The following is a 24,465-nucleotide window of genomic DNA, read 5'->3' as shown; positions in this document are numbered from 1 at the left end:
GTCTCGCAATGACGCTAGAAGGTGGATTGCTTCGTCGACCTATGTCTCCTCGCAATGACGATTGGAGTGCAATGACAGTAATACTAATCAAGTACAGACAAAAAATATAACCATTTACCAACAGTTATGCAAGAGGTCTATTTATTTACTACATATTTTTATATATATTTAGTATAATAGACTTATTGTATAATCTAAAGATATTCTCGTGTTTAAAAAAATCAATTTTGCTAAAATGCATGGATTAGGTAATGATTTTGTGATTATCAATCAGCGTGATTTACCTATAAATTGTGATTTACAGCAATTATCGCTAAATATCTCCAATCGTCGTACTGGTATTGGTTGTGATCAGTTTATTATTTACGATCAAAAAGCTAATTACTATGAAATGGCTGTATATAACCAGAATGGCTCAAGTGCCAAATTATGTGGGAATGCTTCAAGATGTCTTACCAAATTGTTATATCTTGATTTCAGTATAACAGAAGTTACTTTAAGAATATACGGAAAAGAATTGTCTTGTAAGATATTAAGTGACAACGAGATCGAGGTAAATACTGGGATAGTTAGTTTTGAGGAAGATTGGATGCCTTCAGCCGAAAAGATTTGGCCAATTATGGAACGTTATATGATTGATATCAAGGAAGTTATTTGTGCTGATATTGGCAATCCACATTTTATTATTTTTAGTGATTTAGCTACTAAAGATAAAGAAATAATTGGAGAGAAATTACAAGCAAAAGAGTTGTTTACTGATGGGGTTAACGTTAATTTTGCTTCAATCAAGGATAATAAAATTTATTTATCGGTTTGGGAAAGAGGAGTTGGTTTAACTCTTGCTTGTGGTAGTGGGGCATGTGCTAGCTTTGCTTCAGCAGTAAAGCTTGGCTTTGTTAGCTCTCCTTGTCAAGTGGTATTTCAATTAGGTAGTCTACAAATGTCAAAACAAGGGGAGAATATCATAATGCTTGGTTCTGCTGCTTTAGTGGTACGTGGAGAGTTTTTTTATGACTAAACCACAAGAAGTCGTAACTCAAAAGGTTGTAACTTTTGGTTGTCGATTAAATATTTATGAAAGTGAAGTGATTAGAACTAACTTAGCTCTTTCTGGCTTAGAAAATGTCATGGTGTTTAATACTTGTTATGTCACTAAGGAAGCTGTAAAACAATCACGTCAAGCAATTCGTAAAGCTAAGAAAAATAACCCTAATGCAAGAATTATTGTTACTGGTTGTGCTGCTCAAAATAACCCAGATATTTTTGCTAATATGGTTGAGGTCGACAAAGTACTTGGTAATGAGGAAAAATTGATTGCTAGCAATTATCAATTTACTGACGAAAAAGTAGCAGTAAATGATATAATGTCTGTGACGGAAACTGCTAATCATCTGGTGGCTAGCTTTGATGGCAAATCTCGGGCTTTTATTCAAGTACAGAATGGTTGTAATCATCGTTGTACCTTCTGCATTATACCTTATGCTAGAGGCAATAGTCGCTCAGTCCCAATGGGAGTGATAGTACAGCAGTTAAGGACATTAGTAGCTAATGGGTATAATGAAGTAGTATTTACCGGGGTTGACGTTACGGCATATGGACCAGATTTACCAGGAGCTCCAACTTTTGCCCAGATGATTAGAAGGATTATAGGGTTGGTTCCGGAGCTAAAAAGGCTTAGATTATCTTCCATTGATGTAGCTGAAATCGATGATGATTTGTTTGATTTGATGGCTTATGCTCCACAAATTATGCCGCATTTTCATATTAGTTTACAAGCTGGTGATGACATGATACTTAAGCGTATGAAACGTCGCCATAATCGTCAAAATGTTATTGATTTTTGTCATAAATTGCGTAACTTAAGAGCAAATGTATCATTCGGGGCAGACATTATAGCTGGTTTCCCGACGGAAAATGAGGTAATGTTTGAGAATACAAGAAAACTTATCTCTGAGGCGGATTTGCAATATTTACATGTTTTCCCGTATTCTGAGCGTGAGGAAACTCCAGCTGCCAGAATGCCGCAAGTAGCAAAGTCTGTTAGAAAAGCTAGAGCAGAAATTTTAAGGGTAACAGGGAAGCAGCAATTACAACAATTTTTCCAAAGGAATATAGGGCATGAAGTGGAATTACTTGTAGAGCAAAATAACATAGCTCATACAGAAAATTTTATTCCGGTAAAGTTGCAAGGTAATTTTGACGTTGGGCAAATTATTAAAGCTCGGTTAGTTGCTGTAGAGGATAATTATATGATTTCAGAAATTTTGGTATAGTAGACTTACCTAGCATAAGTCAAAATCTGATAGAGATATATATAGTTTTATCAATTTAATATTCTTTTATGACAAAAAAGTTAAAGCATGATTCATTAGTCAAAACAATAATGGCTGATCCTGTAGCAGCTCAAGAATTTTTGGAATATTATTTGCCGAATGATTTTAAGAGTTTAGTAGATTTATCAAAAATAACAGTAGAAAAAGAAAGCTACATAGAGGAATCTTTAAACAAGAAATGTAGTGATATAGTATATGGAGTTGCTACCAAGAATCAGGGTAAGGCTTTTGTGTATGTGTTGATTGAGGCTCAGTCGGGCGTTGATTATTGGACAGCTTTACGATTATGGAAATACACATTATTATTGTGTGAAAGGCATAAAAAAGGAAGAAAGAAATTACCATTAGTATATAATTTAGTGATTTATAATGGGAGGGAAGTGTATACTGCTCCTAGGAATTTATGGAGTTTATTTACTGATGCAATTATAGCCAAGAAATTAATGACAGAGGATTATCAATTGGTTGATTTACAAAGCATGTCTGATGATGAAATAATGAAGAAGAAGCATATTGGGATGTTAGAATATATGCTCAAGCATATTCATCAACGAGATATTATAAAGCTTTGGGAAGAATTTCTGCAGAGATTTAAATTAGAGATATTAGTAGATAAGGAAAAAGGCTATATTTACATAAAATCGCTTTTATGGTACACTGACGCTAAGCTTCCTGAGGAAAAGCAATCAGAATTGGAGGAAGTACTAACCAAATATTTATCAGAAGAACAACAAGGTGTTATTATGAGAACTGTTGCACAAAAATATATCGAAGAAGGTGAAGCTAGAGGTATCCAGCTAGGTGAAGCTAGAGGCGAAGCTAGAGGCAAAGCTAGAAGAAATTTCGAAGTGGCAAGAAATCTTCAGAAAGCTGGAATATCGATTGAGATAATATCTCAATCTACTGGGTTAACTAAAGAGCAAATTGAAGAATTAGAATAAATATAAGGATTCTTACAATTGCCACGCCACCTAACTAGGACTCGCTAATAGACGTCTTTTCAACTATCTATTTCCTAGGTTGTCACCTATGTGCAATGACGCTAAGGCTAAATACTAATCGGATTTATAACGTTGCCAATTTAAGTTAATTCACTATATAAATAATTGCTATGAAAAAATTTAAAAGCATTGCTGTCTATGTGGCGGTAGCTGGGGAACTGCACTAGCCTGTCAAGTGGCAAGGTGCTATGAGGATGTGTCGATATTGGTACGTGAGAATAATATTATCGAGGAAATATTAAATAATCGAACTAATAGCAAATATCTTGGTTCTGATATTACATTACCAACCAATCTAGTTCCTTGTGATAATTTGTCAGCTTTACTAGACAAAGAAGTAATAATTATTGCGGTACCATCTTTTGTTTTTCAGGAAACTTTGAAGATATTAAAAAACGCTGGGATATCTGAAAGCGTAGCGTTATTAGTTGCAACTAAAGGATTTGGCAGAGACCCTACGGAGTTATTATCTGATAAAGTAAAAGCCATATTACCAGCTAATCCTTTAGCCTTTATAGCTGGACCTAACCTCGCTAAAGAAGTTGCTCAAGATTTATTAACTTCAGTAACCATTGCTTCTTTAGATGTTAATCTTGCCAAACGACTAGCAATTAGCTTGGCATCTCAACAATTTAAGTTGACCATAACTGACTATATGGTAGTGATGCAAGTGGCATCGGCTGTTAAGAATATTATAGCAATAAAGAGTGGTTGGTATGATGCAAAAGGTTACGGACAAAATGCAAAAGCCGGGCTTATAACTCAAGCAATTCAAGAAATAAGAATTTTATCTGAGGCTATTGATGGAGAGCTTGGAGATGCTTCTATTTTATGTGCTCCAGGTATATTAGGGGATTTGGTACTAACTTGTTATTCTAAGGAATCACGAAATACTAGATTTGGTTATGAGCTTGGTAAACATTTAGATGTTGGAAATTTTTTAAATCAAAATTTATACTTAGTGGAAGGGCTAGAATCTGCTAGACTGGTATTGGATCTCATAAGAAAGTATGACCTAGTACTGCCTATTATTGAATCAGTAATTAAAGAACTGAAAATAATATGAAATTCTTTAGCAAATTACCACAAACATTATCACAAATAGTTAGTAAAATAATATTATTAGAATGTTGTTTGTTATTAGTAATTTTTCCGCTAGAAAATTTTAGAATTAACACAGAAACTGTTATTTTTCCAGCTTTTGAAGTTAGTTTACTTTACTATTTTGCTACATTTTATCATATTGGTTTTTGGCTAATATTTTTAGTAGGAATAATTTTTGACCAATTATATTCTATGCCAATTGGTACAAATTCCTTGGTTCTTGTAACTGCTCACATAATTTTACAATTTGCTGGAAAATTCTTTATAGTTAGAAGTTATTTAACAAATTTCCTGATTTTTGGGTTATATTATTTTTTTATATTACATTTTAGATATTTGCTAATTTTAACTAAAGGTCTATCTTCCCAAGGGTATCTTACGATGTTAATGCACTATCTTACTACGATATTTTCCTATAATTTGCTACGAATTCCTCTTGATAAGGCATTGTTCCCCAAACGTCAAGGAGAGGAGGTTTAACCCTCAAACGTCATGGCTCAGAGCTACTTTAGTAGCGACAAAGCAATTCAGAAAAGTATTAGAAATGGATTGCTTCGACCATTACATGGTCTCGCAATGACGTTTGGTATCTAGTACTACAAAAACATAATAGGAATCGCTATCAAAAAAATATGCTAAATAATAAAATATTACATAACCAGTTAATATCAAGACGGTCTTTTCTGATAGGTTCAGGAAAACTAACATTATTTTCATTATTGGCTGGAAAAATGTTTTACATGCAGTTATTTGAAAGTGATAAATATCGTACTTTATCTGATAAAAATCGTATAAGTTTTATTCTAGTGCCGCCATTCAGGGGACAAATTTATGATGTTAACGGTAATGTTCTAGCTACCAACCAAACTTGTTTTAGGTTATTACTGGATATGCATGAGGCTACTAATTACAAACAGGAATTAATTCTAGTAGCAAATATCTTGCAACTAACTGAAGAAAAACAAAATTACATTAATCAAAAAATAAAAAAAGCCAATAAACGTGTTCCTTTACTGATATTAGATAATCTTAGCTGGCAACAAATGTCACTCATTGAAGAACAAAAGTTAAATTTAACTTCTATTTTTGTAGATGTCGGTTATATAAGATTTTACCATTTTTCAGAAGCTGCTTGTCATGTAATAGGTTACACTGGACAGATTAATGAGCAAGAGAAACAAGAGCTAGAAATCAATAATTTAGGGGATTTTAATATTGGTAAATCTGGTGTAGAAAAATATTATGAAGAAAAGTTACGTGGGAAATTTGGTTATAAGCAGATAGAAGTAAATGCTTTAGGCAAACAAGTCAGAGAAATTACCAATCTTCCAAGTCAACAAGGAGAGGACTTACATCTAAATATTGACGCAGAGTTACAACAAAGAGTGCAGCCTTATTTAACTAAACAAGGCTGTTCGGCGATAGTTATTGATACAAATAACGGTAATGTTTTAGTGCTGGCTATGTCGCCGGTATTTGAAGCCAATAATTTTGTAAAATTGTCTCAAGATTATTGGCAAAGTTTAATTAATGATCCTTATAAGCCGTTAATTAATAAAACCATACAAAGTACTTATCCACCTGGTTCTATTTTCAAAATTATTACAATTTTAGCTGGTTTAGAGAGTGGAATTAAACCGGATAAAACGGTTAATTGTACTGGGGATTCGGTATTAGGTACTAATAGCTTTCGGTGCTGGAGTCGTCATGGTCATGGCACAGTGGATATGTATAATTCCATTAAGCATTCTTGTAACTCTTATATGTATGAAATAGCTCGCTTAACAGGTCATAAAAAAATATTAGATATGGCAAGAAATTTTGGTTTCGGTACAAAAACTGGTATTGATTTGATTGGAGAAGCCTCAGGTTTCCTTCCTTCAGAAGAATGGAAAATGAAAAAATTTAACTCTAAATGGACAATTGGTGATACTCTTAACTTATCGATAGGGCAGGGATTTTTATCAGCTACTCCAATCCAGTTAGCTAGGTTTGTAACGGCAATTGCTAATAATGGGAAATTGTATAATCCTAGAATTGCTAAAGATATATCGGTATTTGATCAGGTTAACATCAATCAAAAATACTTAGATATTTTAAAAGAAGGTATGTATAAAGCAGTTAATACTGAAGGAGGAACTTCCTATTATAGTAGGATTTTAGCAGAAGGACATCAATTAGCTGGTAAAACAGGTACCGCACAAGTGCAAGCAAAAGCTAATATAGATGATGATTTAAGCAGTAAATCAGTTGTTTGGCAAAGGCGTAACCATGCTATATTTGCCGGGTTCGCTCCCTATCAACAACCTCGTTACTCTATTCTAGTCTTTGTCGATCATGGCGGAGGTGGAGGCAGGGTGGCAGCTCCTATAGCTAAAAAAATTATGACTATGGTACTTGATAAATATATTTAGCATTACTCCGCCATAGTCAATTGATGAGAATTGGGTAGCAGGAGTGCATAGGCGTTAGTTTAAGAAAACAGTAGTTGAAAAACCGTCATTGCGAGGAGACCGTAAGGTTACGAAGCAATCCAGAAAAGTGGTTAGAAGTGGATTGCCACGCCACCTACGGTGGCTCGCAATGACGGAGTAATATTAAATTACATAATTTATGTAAAATTAATATATTTTTTTATTATTCTACTTAGTGCTAGCAATCTTATAGTATATATTAACTATATTAATCTAAGAACCTGAAATATGATAAACCCAATTTTAGAACAATTTATAATTATTTTGCCTGAGATAATGCTGACCTTACTGGCTTTGTTTAGTCAACTATCGGCTGTATTTTTTAGTAACAAAACTAGAATCATCACTAATATTACAATATTATTATCGATTGTATTTTCTATTACTTTGGTGCAGAGTAGAGCGGTAGCTTTTAATGATTCCTTTGCCATTAATAGTTTTACTGGCGTTTGTAAAGTCTTTGTTTTGCTTTTTTCAATAATGACCATAATAATTTATTATGGTTATTGTAAAGTCACTATAGTCAATTCAGGAGAATTTGGGGCTAGGAGCGATGGAACGACGCCTATAAGTAATAGGCAAGCGACAAACAACAACGTCCCCAACTTCTCATCAATTGACTATAATGAAAAATTTAAGCCAGAATTCATAACCTTGGTGTTACTTTCGACCGTTGGTATTTTTATTACTATATCGGCTCGTAATTTCCTACTATTATTTGTGGCTATGGAATTGCAAGCACTAGCAGCATATGTACTAGCTGGCTTTAGTTTGTATAATATTAAATCATCAGAAGGAGCGTTAAAATACTTTATTCTAGGTAGTTTGATTAGTTGTCTGACCTTGTTTGGGATATCCTTTATTTATGGATTTGGTGGTAGTTTAGATTATAGTAATATTCTACAAAAATTAAATCAATCACCGCAGCCAAATATTGGGTTAGTAAGTGGCTTAGTACTTTTTTTAAGTGGTATTTTCTTTAAATTATCTAGTGCTCCTTTGCATGCTTGGACGCCAGATGTATATGAAGGATCACCAATTCCTTCAGTTACCTATTTTGCTGCTGCTACAAAATTTGGCAATGTAGTGGTGTTATTAAATATAATGACGATGGTAGTTGGTGATTATAAACAAATTTCAGTTGATTTAATAAAAATAACAGCAATTTTGTCAATGTTGATTGGGGCAGGTGGGGCTATTAAACAAAACTCTCTCAAAAGGCTAATGGGATACAGCACTATTCTAAATATTGGTTATGTTTTGCTGGGAGTTGCTTTGCATAGTGAGCAAGGTAATAATGCAGCATTAATATATATATTTATTTATGCTGCTTCCGTTTTAGGCTTTTTTGCCTGTTTAATTGCTCTGCTGGGGGGAAAAGCTGATACGGCAAATTTTGATGATATTAAGGGTCTGGCGAATAGTCGTAAGGCTTTGGCTGCTGGGATTACCATTATCATGTTCTCGATGATTGGTATTCCCCCACTGGCAGGATTTTTTGGTAAATATTTCATTTTTTATCAGGCTATTGTAGAGGAACAATTTACTCTAGCATTTATAGCTATTGGTACCAGTATTATAGCAGCTTATTATTACCTCAAAATAGTTAGGTCTATGTACTTTTTTGAGGCAAATAAAAGTTTGCAGCTAGATTTAGTACCAACCCATCAAAGCTTAAAGTTTATAAATTGTTTTATTATAGGATTTTTGTTAATTTTTTCTCTTTTTATAAAGTAATTTGATGAGGAGTTATGTCTTGGCAAAAAAAATATAAGCTACTAGTTTTTGATACAATAGATAGTACTAGCTGCGAAGCTATTAGGATGGCTAAGAGCTGTCCTGATGGTAGTTATGTAATATTAGCAAAAAATCAAACAAAATCGCGTGGAAGAAATAACAAAATTTGGCATTCTAATCTAGGGAATTTGCATGTTAGTATATTATTAAAGCATCAAATTAATCTTAGTTATCTTCCTCAATTATCTTTTGTTATGGCTATTGTTGTTTATAAAACTATTATTTCTCTTACAGCCAGTTCAGTGAATTCTATCAAATTAAAATGGCCAAATGATATTTTGATAAATGGCAAGAAAGTATCTGGTGTATTGCTTGAATCTATTAGTATAAATAACAATAATTATCTTATTATAAGTGTTGGCATTAACATCAAGGAAAATCCTTTAAATATTGAGCAACTGGCAACCAATTTATCTGATGAGAATATAGAAGTAAAAGATCCAGAATATTTATTAGATATCTTGATGATTAATTTTGAAAAATATTTTAGTAGATGGAAAGAACAGGGATTTAGTAAAATAAGACAATATTGGCTTAGAAATGCTTATAAGTTGGGCGAGATGGTTAGTGTAAATGATGGAAACACAAAAATCTCAGGGATTTTTAAAGATATAGATGAAAATGGAGGTATAAGAATTCAGCTTGAGGATGGGAAAATAATTACCTTATGTAGTTTTGAGATATTAGATTTTTTATAAAAATAATAGTTGCGATATTAATTATATTTGATATTATGCCCTCGCAATATTTGACGTCGTTAGATACGGATAAAAACTGTAAACAGAAGCGGTCTAGAAGGCTGTTTGCGATAACTAATTAATTATATTTTGAGCCAAAAAGAGCCAAATATAGAATTACTTTACTCACCTTACGCATGGCATTTAAAAGCCATATAAAAAAATAGCTTGGCGTCATTGCGAGAAGCTACTTTAGTAGCGACGAAGCAATCTAATGAATGTGGATTGCTTCGACCATGTAGTGGTCTCGCTAATAGCGTTTTGTACTTTCCCGGAATTTTTAAATTGCCCTGGGTTATGCGTAGGGTGAGATACTAAATCTTTTTTTAACATTAAATTTGAGGAATAATAAATTTTTACCAATCGTTGCCTTACCCTATGAATAAATAAAATATCTTGTTGCTCTACAGTTTTGATAGGCACAAACCTCATATTAGGTCTCGCTACTGCCTCACATATTGCTTCGCTATCTGCTTGATCATTTTTATTAGTTTTAACATAAGGCTTAACAAATTGTGGAGCTATTAGTTTTACAGTATGACCTAATTTTGTTAATTCTCTTGCCCAATAGCTAGCTCCACCGCAAGCTTCCATGCCTACTAGACATTTTGGTAAGTTAGCCATAAAAGTTAGAACCTGCTCTCTCATTAATTTTTTCTTTAATATTGTCTTACCATTTTTATCTACACCGTGAATTTGAAAAATTCTTTTGCAATATCTATACCAATTGTGGTAACTTCCATATGGGTCTCCTTATTGTTGTTTAGGATTCATTTCCTATCCTAGAAGATTAGCATATGCTTCTCATTCTGTATATAGGGTAGGTCCATACCATTATTTCATTTAAAAAATTAAGTAACAGGAGATAATATTAATGGCTAGTTATTATTTATGGTTTAAAGCATTCCATCTTATATCGGCAATTTCTTGGATGGTGGGTTTATTATACTTGCCAAGATTATATGTATATCATTCTAGAGTGGCGGTAGGGAGTGAATCTGATAAAACATTTCAGTTAATGGAAAGTAAGTTACTCAGAATAATTATGAATCCTGCTATGATAAGTACCTATACTTTAGGTATAATCAATAGTTATATATATGGGTTAGTAGCTTTAGGAACATGGTTTTATATAAAAATGACAGCAGTTTTAGGCATAACTATTTTTCACGGTTTATTATCTAGATGGCGAAAGAATTTTGTTGATGGAAAAAATAATCATTCCGAGAAATTTTATCGTATTGTCAATGAAGTGCCGGCATTATTGATGATCATAGCGGTTATTATGGTTATTGTTAAACCATTTGATTAATTTTATGCAATTACCTATTAGTGCATTGAAAAAATAATGTATAGTCAATTAATGGGAAGTTAGGGACGTTGCCACTCGTCGCTTGTCTATTACTTATAGGTATTGTTCCTAGTCCCAATGACTATATAGCTTAATATGATAAAATAGTATAAAAATGAATTTTAATGCAAATTGCTAAAATATTATTGCCATTGGCTAATCTTTTTCCATTGGATTATTCAATTCCAAATGAATTAGAATTAGCTATAGGGGATTTAGTAATAGTCCCTTTTAGAAATAAGGAATTAACTGGTATAGTATGGCAGTTAGATATTGAAGTTTCAGAGAAATATAACAAAATCAAATCTATTAAACAGAAAGTACCACTTGAATTTAAACTTAATCAAGAGATATTATCGCTAATTAAGTGGGCTGCTAATTATTACATGGTAGAGCTTGGTTCAATTGCAAAGTTGGTTTTACCAATTGATATTGCTGAGCAACCTATAAAAATAAAACATCAAGAATTAAATAAAGATTTTACTTTACCACCCCTCTCAATAGATCAACAAAAGGCACTTTCTCTATTAAGTCAATCAGATAAACCATCAATTATTAAGGGAGTAACCGGATCAGGTAAAACAGAAGTTTATTTTCATTTATTAGCTAAATATTTGAGGCAAGGTAAGCAAATATTGATAATGTTACCAGAAATTGCTTTAAGTCAACAAATTATAAATCGTTTTATAGAAAGATTTGGCTTTAATCCAATAATATGGAATTCGGCAGTTACTAAAGCTCAGAAAAAGATGATTTTAAGAGGTTTGCTGAACAATGAAATTAAAGTCATAATTGGTGCTAGAAGTAGTTTATTCTTACCGTACCCTAGTCTTGGATTAATTATTATTGATGAAGAGCATGATAGTTCTTATAAGCAAGATGATGGTATATTATATAATGCTCGTGACGTAGCAATATTGCGGGGAAGCCTATCTGCAACAAAAGTAGTATTATGCTCAGCTACTCCATCTATTGAAACAATTTATAATGTAAATACAGATAAATATCAATTAATTGAATTGTCAAGTCGTTACCAAGATGCAACTTTACCAAAAATTCAAATAATAGATATGAAGAAGGAGAATTTACCAAAAAATTCTTATTTATCTACAAAGTTAATAGAGTCAATTCGTGAAAAACTGGCAAGCAAAGAGCAAGTATTATTATTTCTAAATCGTAGAGGTTATGCTCCTTTAATGTTGTGTAAGCTTTGTGGTTATCGTTTTACTTGTAATTATTGTTCTGCTTGGTTAGTGGTACATAAATCTAGTAAAAAACTTGAATGTCACCATTGTGGTTATCAGAGTAGGATTCATATTGTTTGTCCAGATTGTTTAGAAAAAGATTCTTTAACTATCTGTGGTCCTGGAATTGAGAGAATTGAAGAAGAAACTAGGAGTATTTTTCCTGATAGTAAAATTGCTGTAATTAGTAAAGATTATGCTCAAAAATCTAAAGACATACAAGAATTACTATATAAAATGGAGAATTTGGAAATTGATATTTTAATTGGTACTCAGATGATTACTAAAGGTTATCATTTTCCCAATCTTACCTTAGTGGGTGTTATTGATGCCGATCTTGGAACAGTTAATAGTGGAGATTTACGATCAAGTGAACGTAACTATCAGTTACTTCATCAAGTTGGAGGTAGGGCAGGAAGAGAAGATAAAAAAGGTGTAGTATTAATGCAAAGTTATTATCCAGATAATGCTATATTTAGCTATATAAAAAATGGAGGAGATCAATTTTTGCAATATGAGCTTAAAACAAGACAAGCAGAAAATATGCCACCTTTTACCAAAATGGCATCGATAATTTTATCTGGAAAAAGCGAGCATAAAGTGTTTGAAATATCCAGGAATTTAGTTGCCATTGCTCCAAAAAGTTCAGCACGAATACTTGGACCATCTAGTGCATTAATGTCTAAATTATCAGGAAAATTTCGCTATCGTATCTTAATCATAGTAGATAGGAAATTTAATCTACAGAAATTCTTGCAAATATGGTTAAGTTTAATCAAAATCCCCTCTTTTTGTCACTTAAAAATAGACATTGATCCTAAGAGTTTTCATTAATTAGTTATCGCAGGCAATATCCATATATCATACAATTTTTATTTATTTCCTTGTGATGAGTAGAAAGATGATCGATAATAGTTATTGCGAGGAGCCGCTTTGCGGTGGCACGGCAATCCAAAAAATGGTCAGGAATGGATTGCTTCTTGGCTTAAGCCTTTTCGCAATGACGTTGATACTTCAGATGGAGTCAGAAATGATTAACACCAACAATAAATACATAGTTTGATATGAGTAAATATGTAGAACTAAATGATGCTAAGATAAGTTTTTGCCTAGCTCAATCACGGGATGGAAAATTAATAAAATCTTGGTTTGATAAACCACATGTTAAACATTATTGGGACAATAGTAGCGATCTATTGGAAAATCTACAGAATTACTTGCAAGGTACGAAAGATATTTTTGATTATTGGCTAGGCTTTTATGATATGCAACCCTATGCGTTAATAATGACATCAGATGCAAACGACTCTACACCGGAACATCTACTACCTTGGGTTAAACCTAAGGAAATCACTTGGACTATAGATTTTATGATAGGACAAGAAAATTTTCTAGGATTGGGTTTAAGCTCAATGACCTTAGCAAGATTTATAAATACAACAAAACAAGTTAGCACTTGGATAATTGATCCTAGTGAATCAAACCATAAAGCAATTAGTGCCTATAAAAAAGCTGGTTTCAAAATAGTTGATAGTTTTGCTCCATCTACAGGCTACTTTAAGGATGTACCACATTATTTAATGATTCTAAAGAATTATAGCTAATCCGAACGTGTTCTTGATACCATTATTAGTTCCTAAATGTCTATTAGCGAGAACACATAGTGAAAGTGGATATTGATATTGAATTCATAATGGCAAGATATTAGACCTCTTTTGAAACTCTACTTTTGCAATGACTAAAAATAAGAGCAAATACCATGTTAACTAAAGAAACTAAATTAAAACTATACGCTTCTGCTTTGAAAAGTATCAAATTATGCAATAAATATATTGCTTCCATACTACTACTATTACCCTTAATGGCAAATGGTAAAATTGTTAAGACTAATAGTTTAGAGCAAATAAATAATGAATATCAAGAATTATGCAATAATTATCCTCCTGAGGATATCCTGTTGGTTATAGGGAGAGACAAAGTTATATTCAAATCATTCTTTCCACCAATTAACCAACTGAATAAAAATGAATTATCTAAACTATCTGAATTATTTAAATCAGTTAAAGCATCAAAGGTAGTTTATATTGATACAATATTGTTTACAGAGTATAAAAATGAGTTATTAGATAGTAATTTACCTAAATTTATAAAAGGTATAATGGATAAAGGCAGTCCAGTAATTGTTAGTGACCATAGCTTAACTGGTAACTTTAACAATATAAAGAAACTAGAAATATGGAAGGCTGATTATTTAAAAAAATTCAATATTGACTTATCTAATAGTTTCCCTCAACATAATTATCTTATTTTTAATAATATGGAGCCTTTCGATAATACTTATCAGACATTTTATCAAGGTATATTGAGCAGCAATAATAGTCCTCTATTTCGGTTAATATTAAACTTTTTAATAGAAGTGAAATTCGTGCCAAAAGTTCTAATAATGGTTGATGAAAATTCTAGTGAGCTAATTTCGATGGAAAGTCAACTTAAAAATTATGACGATAATGTGATGTTTATTGGTTATAATTATCGATTATCTGATACAAAAGAATCAATATTTAACTCTCGTGATTTTGTAAAATTATTTAGTGAGTTGATTAATAAGATAAATGCTACAAAAAGAAGCAATGTTAAAATTAAGAATCAGAAAAACATAAATCCATATGACAATAAAAAATAACCTTTTATTAAAATTGTTAGACCTCCTGCATAAGTCAAAATTATTATTAATTCTTGTTATGCTACCATATACGAGTTATGCAATAATCATTCCCACTTATTCTATAGATTCTGTTACGGTAAAAAATTTATTTGAAAAAATTAATGGATCTAGCTTAGTGCTAATCAATATTGATGATACAATAGTTACGCCTAAGTCTAATATGTTTCGTTATGCCAATCCTTATGGGGGGTTTATCGAGGAGCTTGTTGCTTTAAAAAAGTATCGTTCCAATATAGATGAAGTAATTGCTAAGTTGCTACTACAAAGACAAGTTATGTTGGTAGAAGCTAATTGGTCGAAATTTATTGATAAGCTAAAGAGTTCTGGGGCTTTGGTTTTTGGCTTTACTAAAATTAACCCAGCATGTAGAAGGATTGAAAATTATGAGGAATGGCAGTATGAGCAACTAAGTAGACTTGGTATTAAATTTACTGATAAAGTTAATAATAAAGAAATATTAAAATTTGATGAGACTGATAAAAAATCACCAATTTTTTATAAAGGCATAATATTTACTGATGCTTTAAATAAAGCTCAGGCACTATATGAGTTTATGCGTATCACAAATATTTTACCTGATAACATTATAATTTTTGAGAATAAAAGAAGTGAATTAAAACATATAGATAATTTTCTAAAGACAGTTGACCTAGATTATTATGGAATAGAATATTTAGCTGCTACAGAATTAAAGGGTACTCCACAGGATAATATAGTGAAAGTTCAACAAGAAATATTATTAAAAACAGGAAAGTGGTTAGAAGATGATGAGGCTAAGCAATTTATAGAAAATAACAAATGATAGTTAATTTAATTAGATCGTTAAAAAGTTTAATTACCGATGCTGGAAGAATTGCTCTAATGACAAGAGATTTAGGGCTAATAGTTTGTTATAAAGATGATAATTCACCTGTAACAAATGCTGATAAAGAAATTAGTGATTTTATATATAATGGTTTAACAAAGTTAACACCAAATATTCCTGTAATTTGTGAAGAGAGAGAGCCAGTTGCTTTAAATAAAGAGCATTTTTGGTTGATTGATCCGATTGATGGGACAAAAAGTTATGTCAAAGGTGAGGATACATATACAGTAAATATTGCCTTGATAAAAAATGGTATGCCTGTTATTGGCTTTATCTATCAACCATCCATACAGAAATTACATTATACAGATGTTAATAATATTTTGCGAGTTGAACAAAATGATGTGGCAGTAAGTTTTGACGTCTTACCTAGAAATCATTATAGTGCTGTTGTTAGCTCACGCTGTTCCAATTCAGAGATTAAGAAATTTTTAGAAAAACATTTAATTACCGAAATAGTTAGCATACCAAGCTCTATTAAATTATGTTTAATAGCAGAAGGGAAAGCCGATATTTACCCCAAATTTGGGACAACTATGGAATGGGATATCGCAGCAGGTCATGCACTAATTAAAGCTAATGGTGGAAATGTTGTTGATCTAGATGGCAATGAATTAGTTTATCAAAAGAAGAATTTCCAGAACCCTCATTTCTATGCTTATAGTCGATATTTCCCTATTCTTACTTCATTGTAATAACAAAGAAAAATATTTATGTTTTTCTTAATGATATAACATGTTATAATATGTTATATAGTAAATAACTAAATAAATAGGAGGTTTAATATGAATTTTAATATTTATATCAACGATCATTTATATAACGAGCTAGAGCAGCAAAGACAATTATCAGGTAGAAGTAGAAATAGCATAATAAATGAAGCATTAACTGACTGGATTAATAGTCATAAACAAACAAAATGGTCAGAAGGCATTTTTAGTTTTGATAAAGACACAAGAGATTTATACCCAGATACAAAGGAATTAAGGCAAAGTATGTTAGAACCAAAAGATCACAAGTTTTAATGAAATATAGGACAACATAATGAAATACCTTCTAGATACTTGCACAATATCCTTTTTTCTCAGAGGACAGGTTAATGTTATAGAACAAATGCAACAGGTTAGTCCTAGTGACTTAAGTATATCTGTTGTAACTTTATTGGAGATAGAATATGGTTTTAATATAAAACAAAGTCAGCAGATGAATAAGCTGTATAAGAAATGGCAAAGCCTAGTAAGTCTTATTAGTATCTTACCATTTAATGATGGTACTGCAATAATAGCAGCTGCAATTAGAGCATTGCTAAAGCAGCAAGGTAAGTCTATAGGAGCATATGATGTTTTAATAGCTGCCACCGCATTAGAGCATAAAATTATTTGTGTTACTAATAACTTATCAGAATTTCAACGTATTAAAGAATTAGAATTATTAGATTGGACTGTTGGCACTTAAAGAAATTAATAGAAGAATATTATGGATTTAGTAATACATACATTTGGTTATATTGACGTGTATTATAGTCAATTGATGAGAAGTTGGGGACGTCGTCACTCGTCTCTCGCCTATTATACCAATTGAAATAATTAACGTGGTATATTAATCCACTCTCTATACATAATTGATTTTACTAAAGTTACATTTTTACTAAGTTGATTCCAGGCATAGCAAGCATTAGCAACGATATCTTCGTATACACCGTAACATTGATTAGATAGGAAGTGATTTTTGATCCACTGCCAAATTTGTTCCATCGCATTTAATTCCGGTGCGTATGGCGGAAGCGGTACCAAAGTAATGTTACTTGGAATAATTAATTTTTTCGCTGCATGCCACCCGGCATTATCTGTTAATAATGCAACATGCCTACCAGAATCAATAGTCAAAGAAAATTCATCTAAGAACTTATTCATTGAATCAGTATTGGTATATGGTAAAATTAACGCAAAAGATTCGCCCGTATCATGGCAAGCAGCTCCATAGATGTATGTTGAGATAAATTGTTGTTGCCTTACTTTCCTAGGTCTGCTCCCACGTTTAGCCCATATGCGACTTAAACTACCTTGCTGCCCAATTCGAGTTTCATCCTGTGACCAAATGTCAACCTTACTCCAATCAATATCTTTTGGTAATAATACTTTTAGCATATTGGCGAAGTTTTTTTATATGTATTTTGAGTTGCTTGATTAGATTTTGGGTGTACTGAACGAGAAGTAATCCAGCTAAAACCAAGTCGATGTATAGTGTTATAAACTGTTTTTAAACTACATTTAATACCATATGTTTCAAATAACATATTATGTAATTCCTTTCCTGTTATATAACCACCTGTCTTACTTTCACTCAACATATTTATTTTATCAGACAAAAAAGATTCTTGTAAGCTATTGAATTTTCTAAACGCACCACTCCTATGCGATTCAAATAATCCATCAAAGCTAGAGTTTCTAAATCTTCTAAGCCAAGATTGTACTGTTTTCCAGTGCGATCCAACTATTATCGATACAGTTTTCAATGACTTGCCTGATTGCAGGTGATGCATTGCTAATAAGCGTATGCGATTTCTTCCGTGCGACTCGTTTTTCATTAGGCATATGAAATCATGCTCATGAAAACCTTTTGGTAATATTAATGTTCTTGCCATTTTACTACCTGCTCAAGTTTATATTCCCATATTATAATATACCTCCTTAACTATTTCAATTGGTATTAAACTATTTTTTGAGCTACGAGGCTCCCCAAACTCAATCCTCAAGAACGAGCAAGAAGTATTACAAATCAGGCAACAACGTAAGATGATGCAAATGCAACAGTTACAACAGCAACAGATACAAGGGCAATGATCAAATGAAACTATCAATTAACTCCTCATCCCCATCACCTTTATTAAAAAAAGAGCAATTAAAATCAATTTATTGCAAGCTTTTTAGTGGAGAAGATGGTAAAATAATATTAGAGGATTTAGCTCAAATGAGCGGCATATATCGTAGCAATTTCGTTCGGCAGGAAAGTGAGTACACTGCCTTTCTTGAAGGACATCGAGCATTGTTCCTATATATATGCTCACAAGCTTCAGAAGATGATGGAGTTAATAATATTGATGGTGCTAAAATGAACCAGATAAATAAAGGCAACATTTAGTAATAATTAAGAGGTTATATTATATGTTTTTATCAAAATTTCTTGATCCTAAAAATGATTTTTGTTTTCGCCAAATTTTTGGTACTGAAAAGAATAAAGATATACTTGTTCATTTTTTAAATGATGTCCTAAAATTTGAAGGTAGTGACAAAATAACTAATGTGGTATTTTTACCAACTATCCAAGACCCTGATATTGCTATTTACAGAAAGTCTATAGTTGATGTGTTATGCAAAGATCAACATGGTAATCAATTCATAGTAGAGATGCAGGTAAGTGAACATAAAGGATTTGAGAAAAGAGCTCAATATTATGCTGCTAAAGCATATTCTAAGCAAATACTCAAAGAAGATGAAAACCATAAAAAGTTGGCAGTATACGCTAAATTAAAAGGAGTAATATTTTTAGCAATAGCAGATTTTGTGATGTTTGACGATAAAAAACATTGGAAATCAAAACATTGTCTTTTAGATACAGAGAGCTATGCCAATGATTTAAAAGATTTTCATTTTGTTTTTTTAGAACTCGAGAAATTTAATAAAACTATTAATGAGCTGGAAACTATTGAAGAGAAGTGGATGTACTTTTTTAAGCATGCAGGGGATAGTACATTAACCTTAACAGATATAGAGCATTTAATAGGTAAGGATGAAATTATTAGGAGAGCCTTTGAGGCTGTAGACCAAGCTAGCTGGTCAGAAGCAGAACTTAATACTTATGAGGAAATAACTAAAGCTCGTCTTGATAATTTAGCGGTAGAGCAGCAAAAAATTGAAGATGCTGAAGCTAGAGGGGAAGCTAGAGGAAAAGCTGAAGGTATTAAAGAAAACGCTATAGCTATAGCAAAAGAAATGCTGAAAGAAGGCTATCCTATAGAAGCTATAAGTAAATTAACCGGGCTAACCCTTGAAGAAATAGAGAAGTTAAAAGAAGAAATGGAAACATTGAAAGAAGAATAAGCAGATGAGTAAAGAACTAATTGCCAATAACTATGAAACTAGCCCCACTTCCTCTGGTAATGACTGGTTAGCTAACATGCCTGAGGAAATGTGTAAGTCTGAGTCACTTAGTAAATTCAAGGATATCTCATCTTTAGCTCAGAGCTATTTGGAAGCAGAGAAGAGCTTAAATCAGCGAGTCGCTGTGCCAAAAGATGACAGCTCTGATGAAGAATGGCATAAATTCTATTGTCGGCTTGGATTGCCTGAAGATAAGAAATATACTGATAAACGCTCCAAGGAAGATGAAGAGTATTTAACCCGTTATGAGGATATGTTTTACCAAAGCGGATTATCTAAAAGACAAGGTGAGAAACTGCTTAATTCACTGTATGGTTTTTCGCAGGATTTGCAGAAACAGCAACAAAATGCTATTGAGCAAACACGTCACTCTCACATTGATTGGCTGAAAAATACTTATGGTAATGCCTTTGATAATAAAATGACAGTGATGCAGGCAGCCTTATCTAAGTTTGGTACTAAGGAATTGGCTGGATTAATTGAAGATTCGCATTACGCACCAGCTTTAGTAGATTTATTAGTACGAGTCGGTGAAACTTTAAAATCTGACTCGTTAGTAACTGGTAAAGAGCTACCTGGCATTAACAACCGAGAGGCGGCATTGTCAGAGATAGATAAACTTGATTCTGACCCCGAGTTTGTGGTAAAATTAAAGACTAAAGACCATACGGGACATGAGCAAGCTGTTAAACGTATGCAACAATTATATAAAATCGCTTATGATAAAGAACAATGAAAAATAACATAAATTAATGTAACCAACCAATCATTAAAGTCATGAAGTAGGTGACAACTCATTTTAAGGCTGCAACTTCGCAATAACCTAATCATAAAAGAGCCACTAATAGCATATATACCCGAAAGGTCGTTAGCTGCGTAGCAGACAACGAACACCTTAAGTTTTTTTATTCGAGTATGTATGATATCGCACTTTAAATATTGATAGATTATTTGAGGAGGAAATATGGAACAAATAACAGACGGTCTTAAAGAACAATTTGCCAAAAATATCAGCTTAATTACTCAGCAAGAAGGCTCTAAACTACGAAAATGCGTTACTAATGGTACGCAGGATACAGAGGTAATTAGTTTTGAGTCAATGACTACCCATGAGGTCGAGAGTAGGAATCGACGGGCAATTGATCCTGAAGATCATTTACATGGACATTATACTGATGCTGGAGACCCTGGTAGATTAGAACAAATAGAATTTAAGATACCAACTATTTCAAGACGGTTTTTGACTGCTTCTGCCTATCATTGGAACGCTACTATGGATAGAAATGATAAGTTGAACCTACTAACCGATCCCACTTCACATTTTCCTAAAATGGCAGGTTGGGCTATGGGTAGACAACAAGATAGAGTAATTATTAGTGCTTTTGCTAGTCCAGTTCGAGCAGGAAGGACAGGTAGCAATGTAATTAACTTCGACGTAGCTAATAATGTGGTACCAGTAGGAATTAAGGTTACTGATACTAATTTTACCTTAAATGCTCAAGTTGCGGTTGCTGCTAATAAAGGGGTCATTGACTCGAAAAGAGCCGGGCTAACTGTTGATAAATTAATAAAAGCTCATCATATCTTAAAAAAACGCTCTTTTGGTATGTATGATAAATTATACTTGCTGTGTTCAAGTAACCAAATCTCAGACTTGTTACGTGACCCGCAAATTACTAATTATGACTATAATAACGTTAGAGCTTTAGTAAGTGGTGAAGTTAATAGTTTCTTAGGATTTACCTTTATTACTAGCGAGATGCTGGGTGGTATATATGATAATACTGGGGAGGGGAATCAATCTAGATATGCTGTTAGGGATTGCTATGCCTTTAATGAAGGAGCTATAAGATTTAACACGGTCAGTGGTTCTAACAAGAAGGGCATTGAAGAGCTAGTACAATATCATTATGCCAAGGTGTTATATTACAGTGAAGCCTTTAGCTAGCCGTGATAATGAACAAGCAGTAGTAGTAATTAAATGTTTAGAGAATTACGATCGTAACAGCCATCGTGGTGAATTATGGAAAGCAATAGAGGAGATGAATTACAAAAGAGGTGTGCATAGCATAACAATGCCATGGCAGATGTTTGGCAATCAATGTCGGAATAGTGATGATACAGAGGATATTGAAGATAATGATTTAACAGTGATTGCCAACAACAATTTAGCTACTAGGGTACAAGGTTTGGTCATGAGAAGAGCGGCAGCCGATGATGAATTTGGCGGTGGTATTGTTGAGAGTGAGAATGAGGACGATGCATAACTACAAAATTTATTCAATATAATTCCTGGTGTAACTACCGTGAAATATGAAATTATCAAGAAGGCAGTAGTGTTACTTGGATCAAATGTTAGTATTAGCAGCATTGGTGGTGGTAGAGTATCAAAAGCCGAGGAATTATGCGAGGAATTTGTTAACCCTGCTATTGAAGATACTATATTAATGGTTAAATGGTCATTTGCTTTACGGAGAGTTGATAATATTGAAGCTAACAAAGCTAATAGACATAACTTCACCGAAATACCAGATATTGACGATTGTATTAAATGTGCAGTAATAGTACCGTCTAATCTACAATTTTATACGGAGGCAGGTAAGATTTACTTTAAGGGCGGTAAACTTACCTCGCTGTTTTACTACAGCAGAAATATTGTTGATAATTTACTAAATAACGATACGACTATTTCCTGACTTCGGAAAATAGTTAAAGATAAGTGTATAGAAAAAGCAGGAGAAAAAAGGTTTTGTTAATTAGAGGGCGTTTGTTGTGCCTCCATATATTTTTATTATTGACATACAATATTTTAGTAGATATACTAACCAACAATTAGTTTTAAATATGCTACTGATATGTTCGTTAGAGTCAAAAAATCTGCTACCCGTAATGTTAACGCTGTTCAACTAGTAGAAGGGATACGCGATCCCATAACTAATAAAGTAAAACAACGGGTTGTTCGACATATTGGCAGTGCATCAGACCAAGAAGAAATAACTAAATTAATAGAGCTTGCTGAATTCATTAAGGTTGAAATCACTAGTAGCACTCAACCTAATCTTATCCCAGACAAGGATATAGTATCGATGGCGATGTCATCTAGACAGCGGTGCGAGAAAGAACAAATACAACCACAACCTATTGATGATATCAGCAATTTACGTAGTCAAGGAAGCACTATCATTGGCATTCATGAGGTGTATGGAAAAATTTATGACCAACTTGGTTTTAATAAAATCTTACCCAATCCTGCCAGGGAAGTGTCGAGCATAAACATAATACGCAATGTTGTTTTAGCTCGTATTGCTAACCCAACTAGTAAGCGTGAAACAGTCAATTTATTGGTCAATAATTATGGAGTAGATTTAAAGCTTGATTCGGTATACAAAACTATGGATAAAATAGATGATAAGGTGGTTGAGAAAATCGAGCAGTGTGCTTTACTTAGCAGTCAAAAGTTGTTTAAAGAAAAAATCGATGTACTATTTTATGATGCAACTACTCTTTATTTTGAATCATTTACTGAAGATGAGTTGAAGAGTAAGGGGTTTAGTAAAGATCATAAATTCAATGAAGTACAGGTAATGCTGAGCATTTTTGTTACTAATAATGGTATTCCAATCGGTTATGAGATATTTCCTGGAGCGACCTATGAAGGTCATACTTTATTGAAAGCTTTAGATAGCTTGAAAGGCAGGTTTGCTATTGATAAAGTAGTGTTTGTAGCAGACAGCGGTATGTTGAATAATGAAAATTTAGCTCTATTAGAACAAGCTGGCTATCAATATATAGTAGGTGCCAAAATTAAGAATATGACTAAGGATATTACAGCTAAAATCTTAAATAGTGATGATTATCAGCCATTAACCGTTGATGCAGAAGAATATAAGGGAAAAATAATTGAACTAGCTGAAAAGGGTCGCAAACTGATTATGAGCTATAGTAGCAAAAGGGCTTATAAAGATGCTCAAGATAGAGAGCAAGCATTGAAGAAATTAATGAAAAAAATGAACAGAAGTAAAGGAGTTAAGTCGTTAATTTCTGCTAGTGGTTATAAAAAATATTTAATAATTAATAATAATGATAAGTTTGCAGTAAACGAGCAAAAGATAGAGGAAGATAGCAAATGGGACGGTTTGCATGGAGTTATTAGTAACCTAGAAAATGTTGATATAGCGTATATATTGTCTCGTTATAAAGGATTGTGGCAAATTGAAGAAACATTTAGAGTTAGTAAACACGATATTAAGATTAGACCAATTTATCATTGGAGTCCTAGTAGAATCAAGGCACATATTGCTTTATGTTTTATGGCGTTAGTATGTATCAGGCATTTAGAATATCGGGTAAATTTACAGTCAATTAAACTATCACCGGAACGATTACGTAAAGCACTAATTGGGGTGGAAATTACCAGTGTAGTACACATTAAAGATAAAAGAGTATTTGGCATTCCATCCCCGGTATCAGATGAGGCAAAGATTATTTATAAGGCAATGAATTTACCGATTAGCACTATTCCTTATTTAATATCATCAGGAGAGTAAAAGAAATAATCAAGTAGTAAAGGTAATAATTATTATAGGATTATTTTGAAATTTTTATATTCGAACAAATAATTTGTTGTGCCTGGAAATTTTATCATTTCCTGAGCTGTCAGCCACTTTTTGGCAC

At 32.7% G+C, this 24,465-nt stretch carries 23 protein-coding genes and 3 pseudogenes; 23 read left to right on the top strand and 3 right to left on the bottom strand.

The features are described 5' to 3' along the window. Nucleotides 1-208 precede the first annotated feature (208 nt). From dapF to AAGD20_RS02995, 8 genes and pseudogenes are all read left to right on the top strand, one after another. Nucleotides 209-1,018 carry a diaminopimelate epimerase gene (gene dapF / locus AAGD20_RS03035; protein WP_341749333.1) on the top strand — a complete coding sequence of 270 codons (810 nt, stop codon included), beginning with the start codon at nucleotides 209-211 and terminating at the stop codon, nucleotides 1,016-1,018. Then, entirely contained in the window at nucleotides 1,011-2,273 is a 1,263-nt protein-coding gene (gene mtaB, locus AAGD20_RS03030; RefSeq protein WP_341749332.1) for a tRNA (N(6)-L-threonylcarbamoyladenosine(37)-C(2))-methylthiotransferase MtaB, read from the top strand. The genes dapF and mtaB overlap by 8 nt, the downstream gene beginning before the upstream one ends. Before the next feature lie 68 nt (nucleotides 2,274-2,341). Next, nucleotides 2,342-3,274, top strand: a complete 933-nt coding sequence (locus tag AAGD20_RS03025; protein WP_341749331.1) for an Rpn family recombination-promoting nuclease/putative transposase — start codon at nucleotides 2,342-2,344, stop codon at nucleotides 3,272-3,274. A gap of 170 nt (nucleotides 3,275-3,444) precedes the next feature. After that, a pseudogene (locus tag AAGD20_RS03020) lies at nucleotides 3,445-4,400 on the top strand (NAD(P)H-dependent glycerol-3-phosphate dehydrogenase). Beyond that, nucleotides 4,397-4,918 carry a hypothetical protein gene (locus AAGD20_RS03015; RefSeq protein ID WP_094649089.1) on the top strand — a complete coding sequence of 174 codons (522 nt, stop codon included), beginning with the start codon at nucleotides 4,397-4,399 and terminating at the stop codon, nucleotides 4,916-4,918. Before AAGD20_RS03020 ends, AAGD20_RS03015 begins: the two are co-directional and overlap by 4 nt. 152 nt (nucleotides 4,919-5,070) lie before the next feature. Then, entirely contained in the window at nucleotides 5,071-6,852 is a 1,782-nt protein-coding gene (gene mrdA / locus AAGD20_RS03010) for a penicillin-binding protein 2 (protein WP_341749330.1), read from the top strand. A gap of 672 nt (nucleotides 6,853-7,524) precedes the next feature. Then, a pseudogene (locus AAGD20_RS03000) lies at nucleotides 7,525-8,649 on the top strand (NADH-quinone oxidoreductase subunit N); the annotation flags it as partial. Between the two features lie 14 nt (nucleotides 8,650-8,663). Beyond that, a complete protein-coding gene (locus AAGD20_RS02995) occupies nucleotides 8,664-9,407 on the top strand; it encodes a biotin--[acetyl-CoA-carboxylase] ligase (RefSeq protein WP_341749329.1) in 744 nt (247 codons plus the stop codon). A gap of 393 nt (nucleotides 9,408-9,800) precedes the next feature. On the opposite strand, the pseudogene AAGD20_RS02990 reads toward AAGD20_RS02995, so the two are convergent. Next, nucleotides 9,801-10,189, bottom strand: a pseudogene (locus AAGD20_RS02990) (IS110 family transposase); the annotation flags it as partial. A gap of 131 nt (nucleotides 10,190-10,320) precedes the next feature. Between AAGD20_RS02990 and hemJ the strand changes: the two are divergent. From hemJ to AAGD20_RS02950, 8 genes are all read left to right on the top strand, one after another. Continuing rightward, the gene (gene hemJ / locus AAGD20_RS02985; protein ID WP_341749328.1) at nucleotides 10,321-10,758 is read left to right on the top strand and encodes a protoporphyrinogen oxidase HemJ; all 438 of its coding nucleotides are present in this window, start codon (nucleotides 10,321-10,323) and stop codon (nucleotides 10,756-10,758) included. Between the two features lie 164 nt (nucleotides 10,759-10,922). After that, nucleotides 10,923-12,875, top strand: a complete 1,953-nt coding sequence (locus AAGD20_RS02980; protein ID WP_094649470.1) for a primosomal protein N' — start codon at nucleotides 10,923-10,925, stop codon at nucleotides 12,873-12,875. Nucleotides 12,876-13,105: 230 nt separating this feature from the next. Beyond that, nucleotides 13,106-13,645 carry a GNAT family N-acetyltransferase gene (locus AAGD20_RS02975; protein ID WP_341749327.1) on the top strand — a complete coding sequence of 180 codons (540 nt, stop codon included), beginning with the start codon at nucleotides 13,106-13,108 and terminating at the stop codon, nucleotides 13,643-13,645. Nucleotides 13,646-13,800: 155 nt separating this feature from the next. After that, a complete protein-coding gene (locus AAGD20_RS02970) occupies nucleotides 13,801-14,724 on the top strand; it encodes a DUF2608 domain-containing protein (protein WP_094649472.1) in 924 nt (307 codons plus the stop codon). Then, nucleotides 14,708-15,568, top strand: a complete 861-nt coding sequence (locus AAGD20_RS02965) for a DUF2608 domain-containing protein (protein WP_341749326.1) — start codon at nucleotides 14,708-14,710, stop codon at nucleotides 15,566-15,568. Before AAGD20_RS02970 ends, AAGD20_RS02965 begins: the two co-directional genes overlap by 17 nt. Then, complete coding sequence (locus tag AAGD20_RS02960; RefSeq protein ID WP_341749325.1) at nucleotides 15,565-16,326, top strand: 3'(2'),5'-bisphosphate nucleotidase CysQ; 762 nt, start codon at nucleotides 15,565-15,567, stop codon at nucleotides 16,324-16,326. Before AAGD20_RS02965 ends, AAGD20_RS02960 begins: the two co-directional genes overlap by 4 nt. 90 nt (nucleotides 16,327-16,416) lie before the next feature. Beyond that, nucleotides 16,417-16,656 (top strand): hypothetical protein, encoded by a 240-nt coding sequence (locus tag AAGD20_RS02955; RefSeq protein ID WP_341749324.1) that lies wholly within the window; start codon nucleotides 16,417-16,419, stop codon nucleotides 16,654-16,656. Nucleotides 16,657-16,675: 19 nt separating this feature from the next. Further along, the gene (locus tag AAGD20_RS02950; RefSeq protein ID WP_094649476.1) at nucleotides 16,676-17,086 is read left to right on the top strand and encodes a PIN domain-containing protein; all 411 of its coding nucleotides are present in this window, start codon (nucleotides 16,676-16,678) and stop codon (nucleotides 17,084-17,086) included. Between the two features lie 131 nt (nucleotides 17,087-17,217). Here AAGD20_RS02950 and AAGD20_RS02945 read toward each other — a convergent pair whose 3' ends face one another. Then, a complete protein-coding gene (locus tag AAGD20_RS02945; protein ID WP_341749126.1) occupies nucleotides 17,218-17,778 on the bottom strand; it encodes an IS630 family transposase in 561 nt (186 codons plus the stop codon). After that, a complete protein-coding gene (locus tag AAGD20_RS02940; RefSeq protein WP_341748510.1) occupies nucleotides 17,772-18,275 on the bottom strand; it encodes a helix-turn-helix domain-containing protein in 504 nt (167 codons plus the stop codon). The genes AAGD20_RS02945 and AAGD20_RS02940 overlap by 7 nt, the downstream gene beginning before the upstream one ends. 203 nt (nucleotides 18,276-18,478) lie before the next feature. Between AAGD20_RS02940 and AAGD20_RS02935 the strand changes: the two genes are divergently transcribed. The 7 genes from AAGD20_RS02935 to AAGD20_RS02905 all read left to right on the top strand — a co-directional run bounded on the left by AAGD20_RS02935 (nucleotide 18,479) and on the right by AAGD20_RS02905 (nucleotide 24,338). Continuing rightward, nucleotides 18,479-18,772: a hypothetical protein gene (locus AAGD20_RS02935; RefSeq protein WP_341748509.1), complete on the top strand. Its 294-nt coding sequence runs from the start codon at nucleotides 18,479-18,481 to the stop codon at nucleotides 18,770-18,772. Nucleotides 18,773-18,795: 23 nt separating this feature from the next. Continuing rightward, nucleotides 18,796-19,731 (top strand): Rpn family recombination-promoting nuclease/putative transposase, encoded by a 936-nt coding sequence (locus AAGD20_RS02930; protein WP_341749323.1) that lies wholly within the window; start codon nucleotides 18,796-18,798, stop codon nucleotides 19,729-19,731. Nucleotides 19,732-19,735: 4 nt separating this feature from the next. Further along, nucleotides 19,736-20,527, top strand: a complete 792-nt coding sequence (locus AAGD20_RS02925; protein ID WP_341749322.1) for a hypothetical protein — start codon at nucleotides 19,736-19,738, stop codon at nucleotides 20,525-20,527. A 228-nt stretch (nucleotides 20,528-20,755) separates the two neighbouring features. Then, entirely contained in the window at nucleotides 20,756-21,739 is a 984-nt protein-coding gene (locus AAGD20_RS02920; RefSeq protein ID WP_341749321.1) for a phage capsid protein, read from the top strand. Then, nucleotides 21,702-22,058 (top strand): hypothetical protein, encoded by a 357-nt coding sequence (locus AAGD20_RS02915; RefSeq protein ID WP_341749320.1) that lies wholly within the window; start codon nucleotides 21,702-21,704, stop codon nucleotides 22,056-22,058. Before AAGD20_RS02920 ends, AAGD20_RS02915 begins: the two co-directional genes overlap by 38 nt. Before the next feature lie 39 nt (nucleotides 22,059-22,097). Then, complete coding sequence (locus tag AAGD20_RS02910) at nucleotides 22,098-22,487, top strand: hypothetical protein (protein ID WP_341749319.1); 390 nt, start codon at nucleotides 22,098-22,100, stop codon at nucleotides 22,485-22,487. A 159-nt stretch (nucleotides 22,488-22,646) separates the two neighbouring features. Beyond that, nucleotides 22,647-24,338, top strand: a complete 1,692-nt coding sequence (locus AAGD20_RS02905) for an IS1634 family transposase (protein ID WP_341748631.1) — start codon at nucleotides 22,647-22,649, stop codon at nucleotides 24,336-24,338. Nucleotides 24,339-24,465 lie beyond the last annotated feature (127 nt).

The sequence above is a fragment of the Candidatus Tisiphia endosymbiont of Sialis lutaria genome (genome assembly GCF_964026535.1).
GTDB lineage: Bacteria > Pseudomonadota > Alphaproteobacteria > Rickettsiales > Rickettsiaceae > Tisiphia.
The sequence above is the reverse complement of the archived record's forward strand: the minus strand, read 5'-3'. Positions and strand labels throughout refer to the sequence as shown.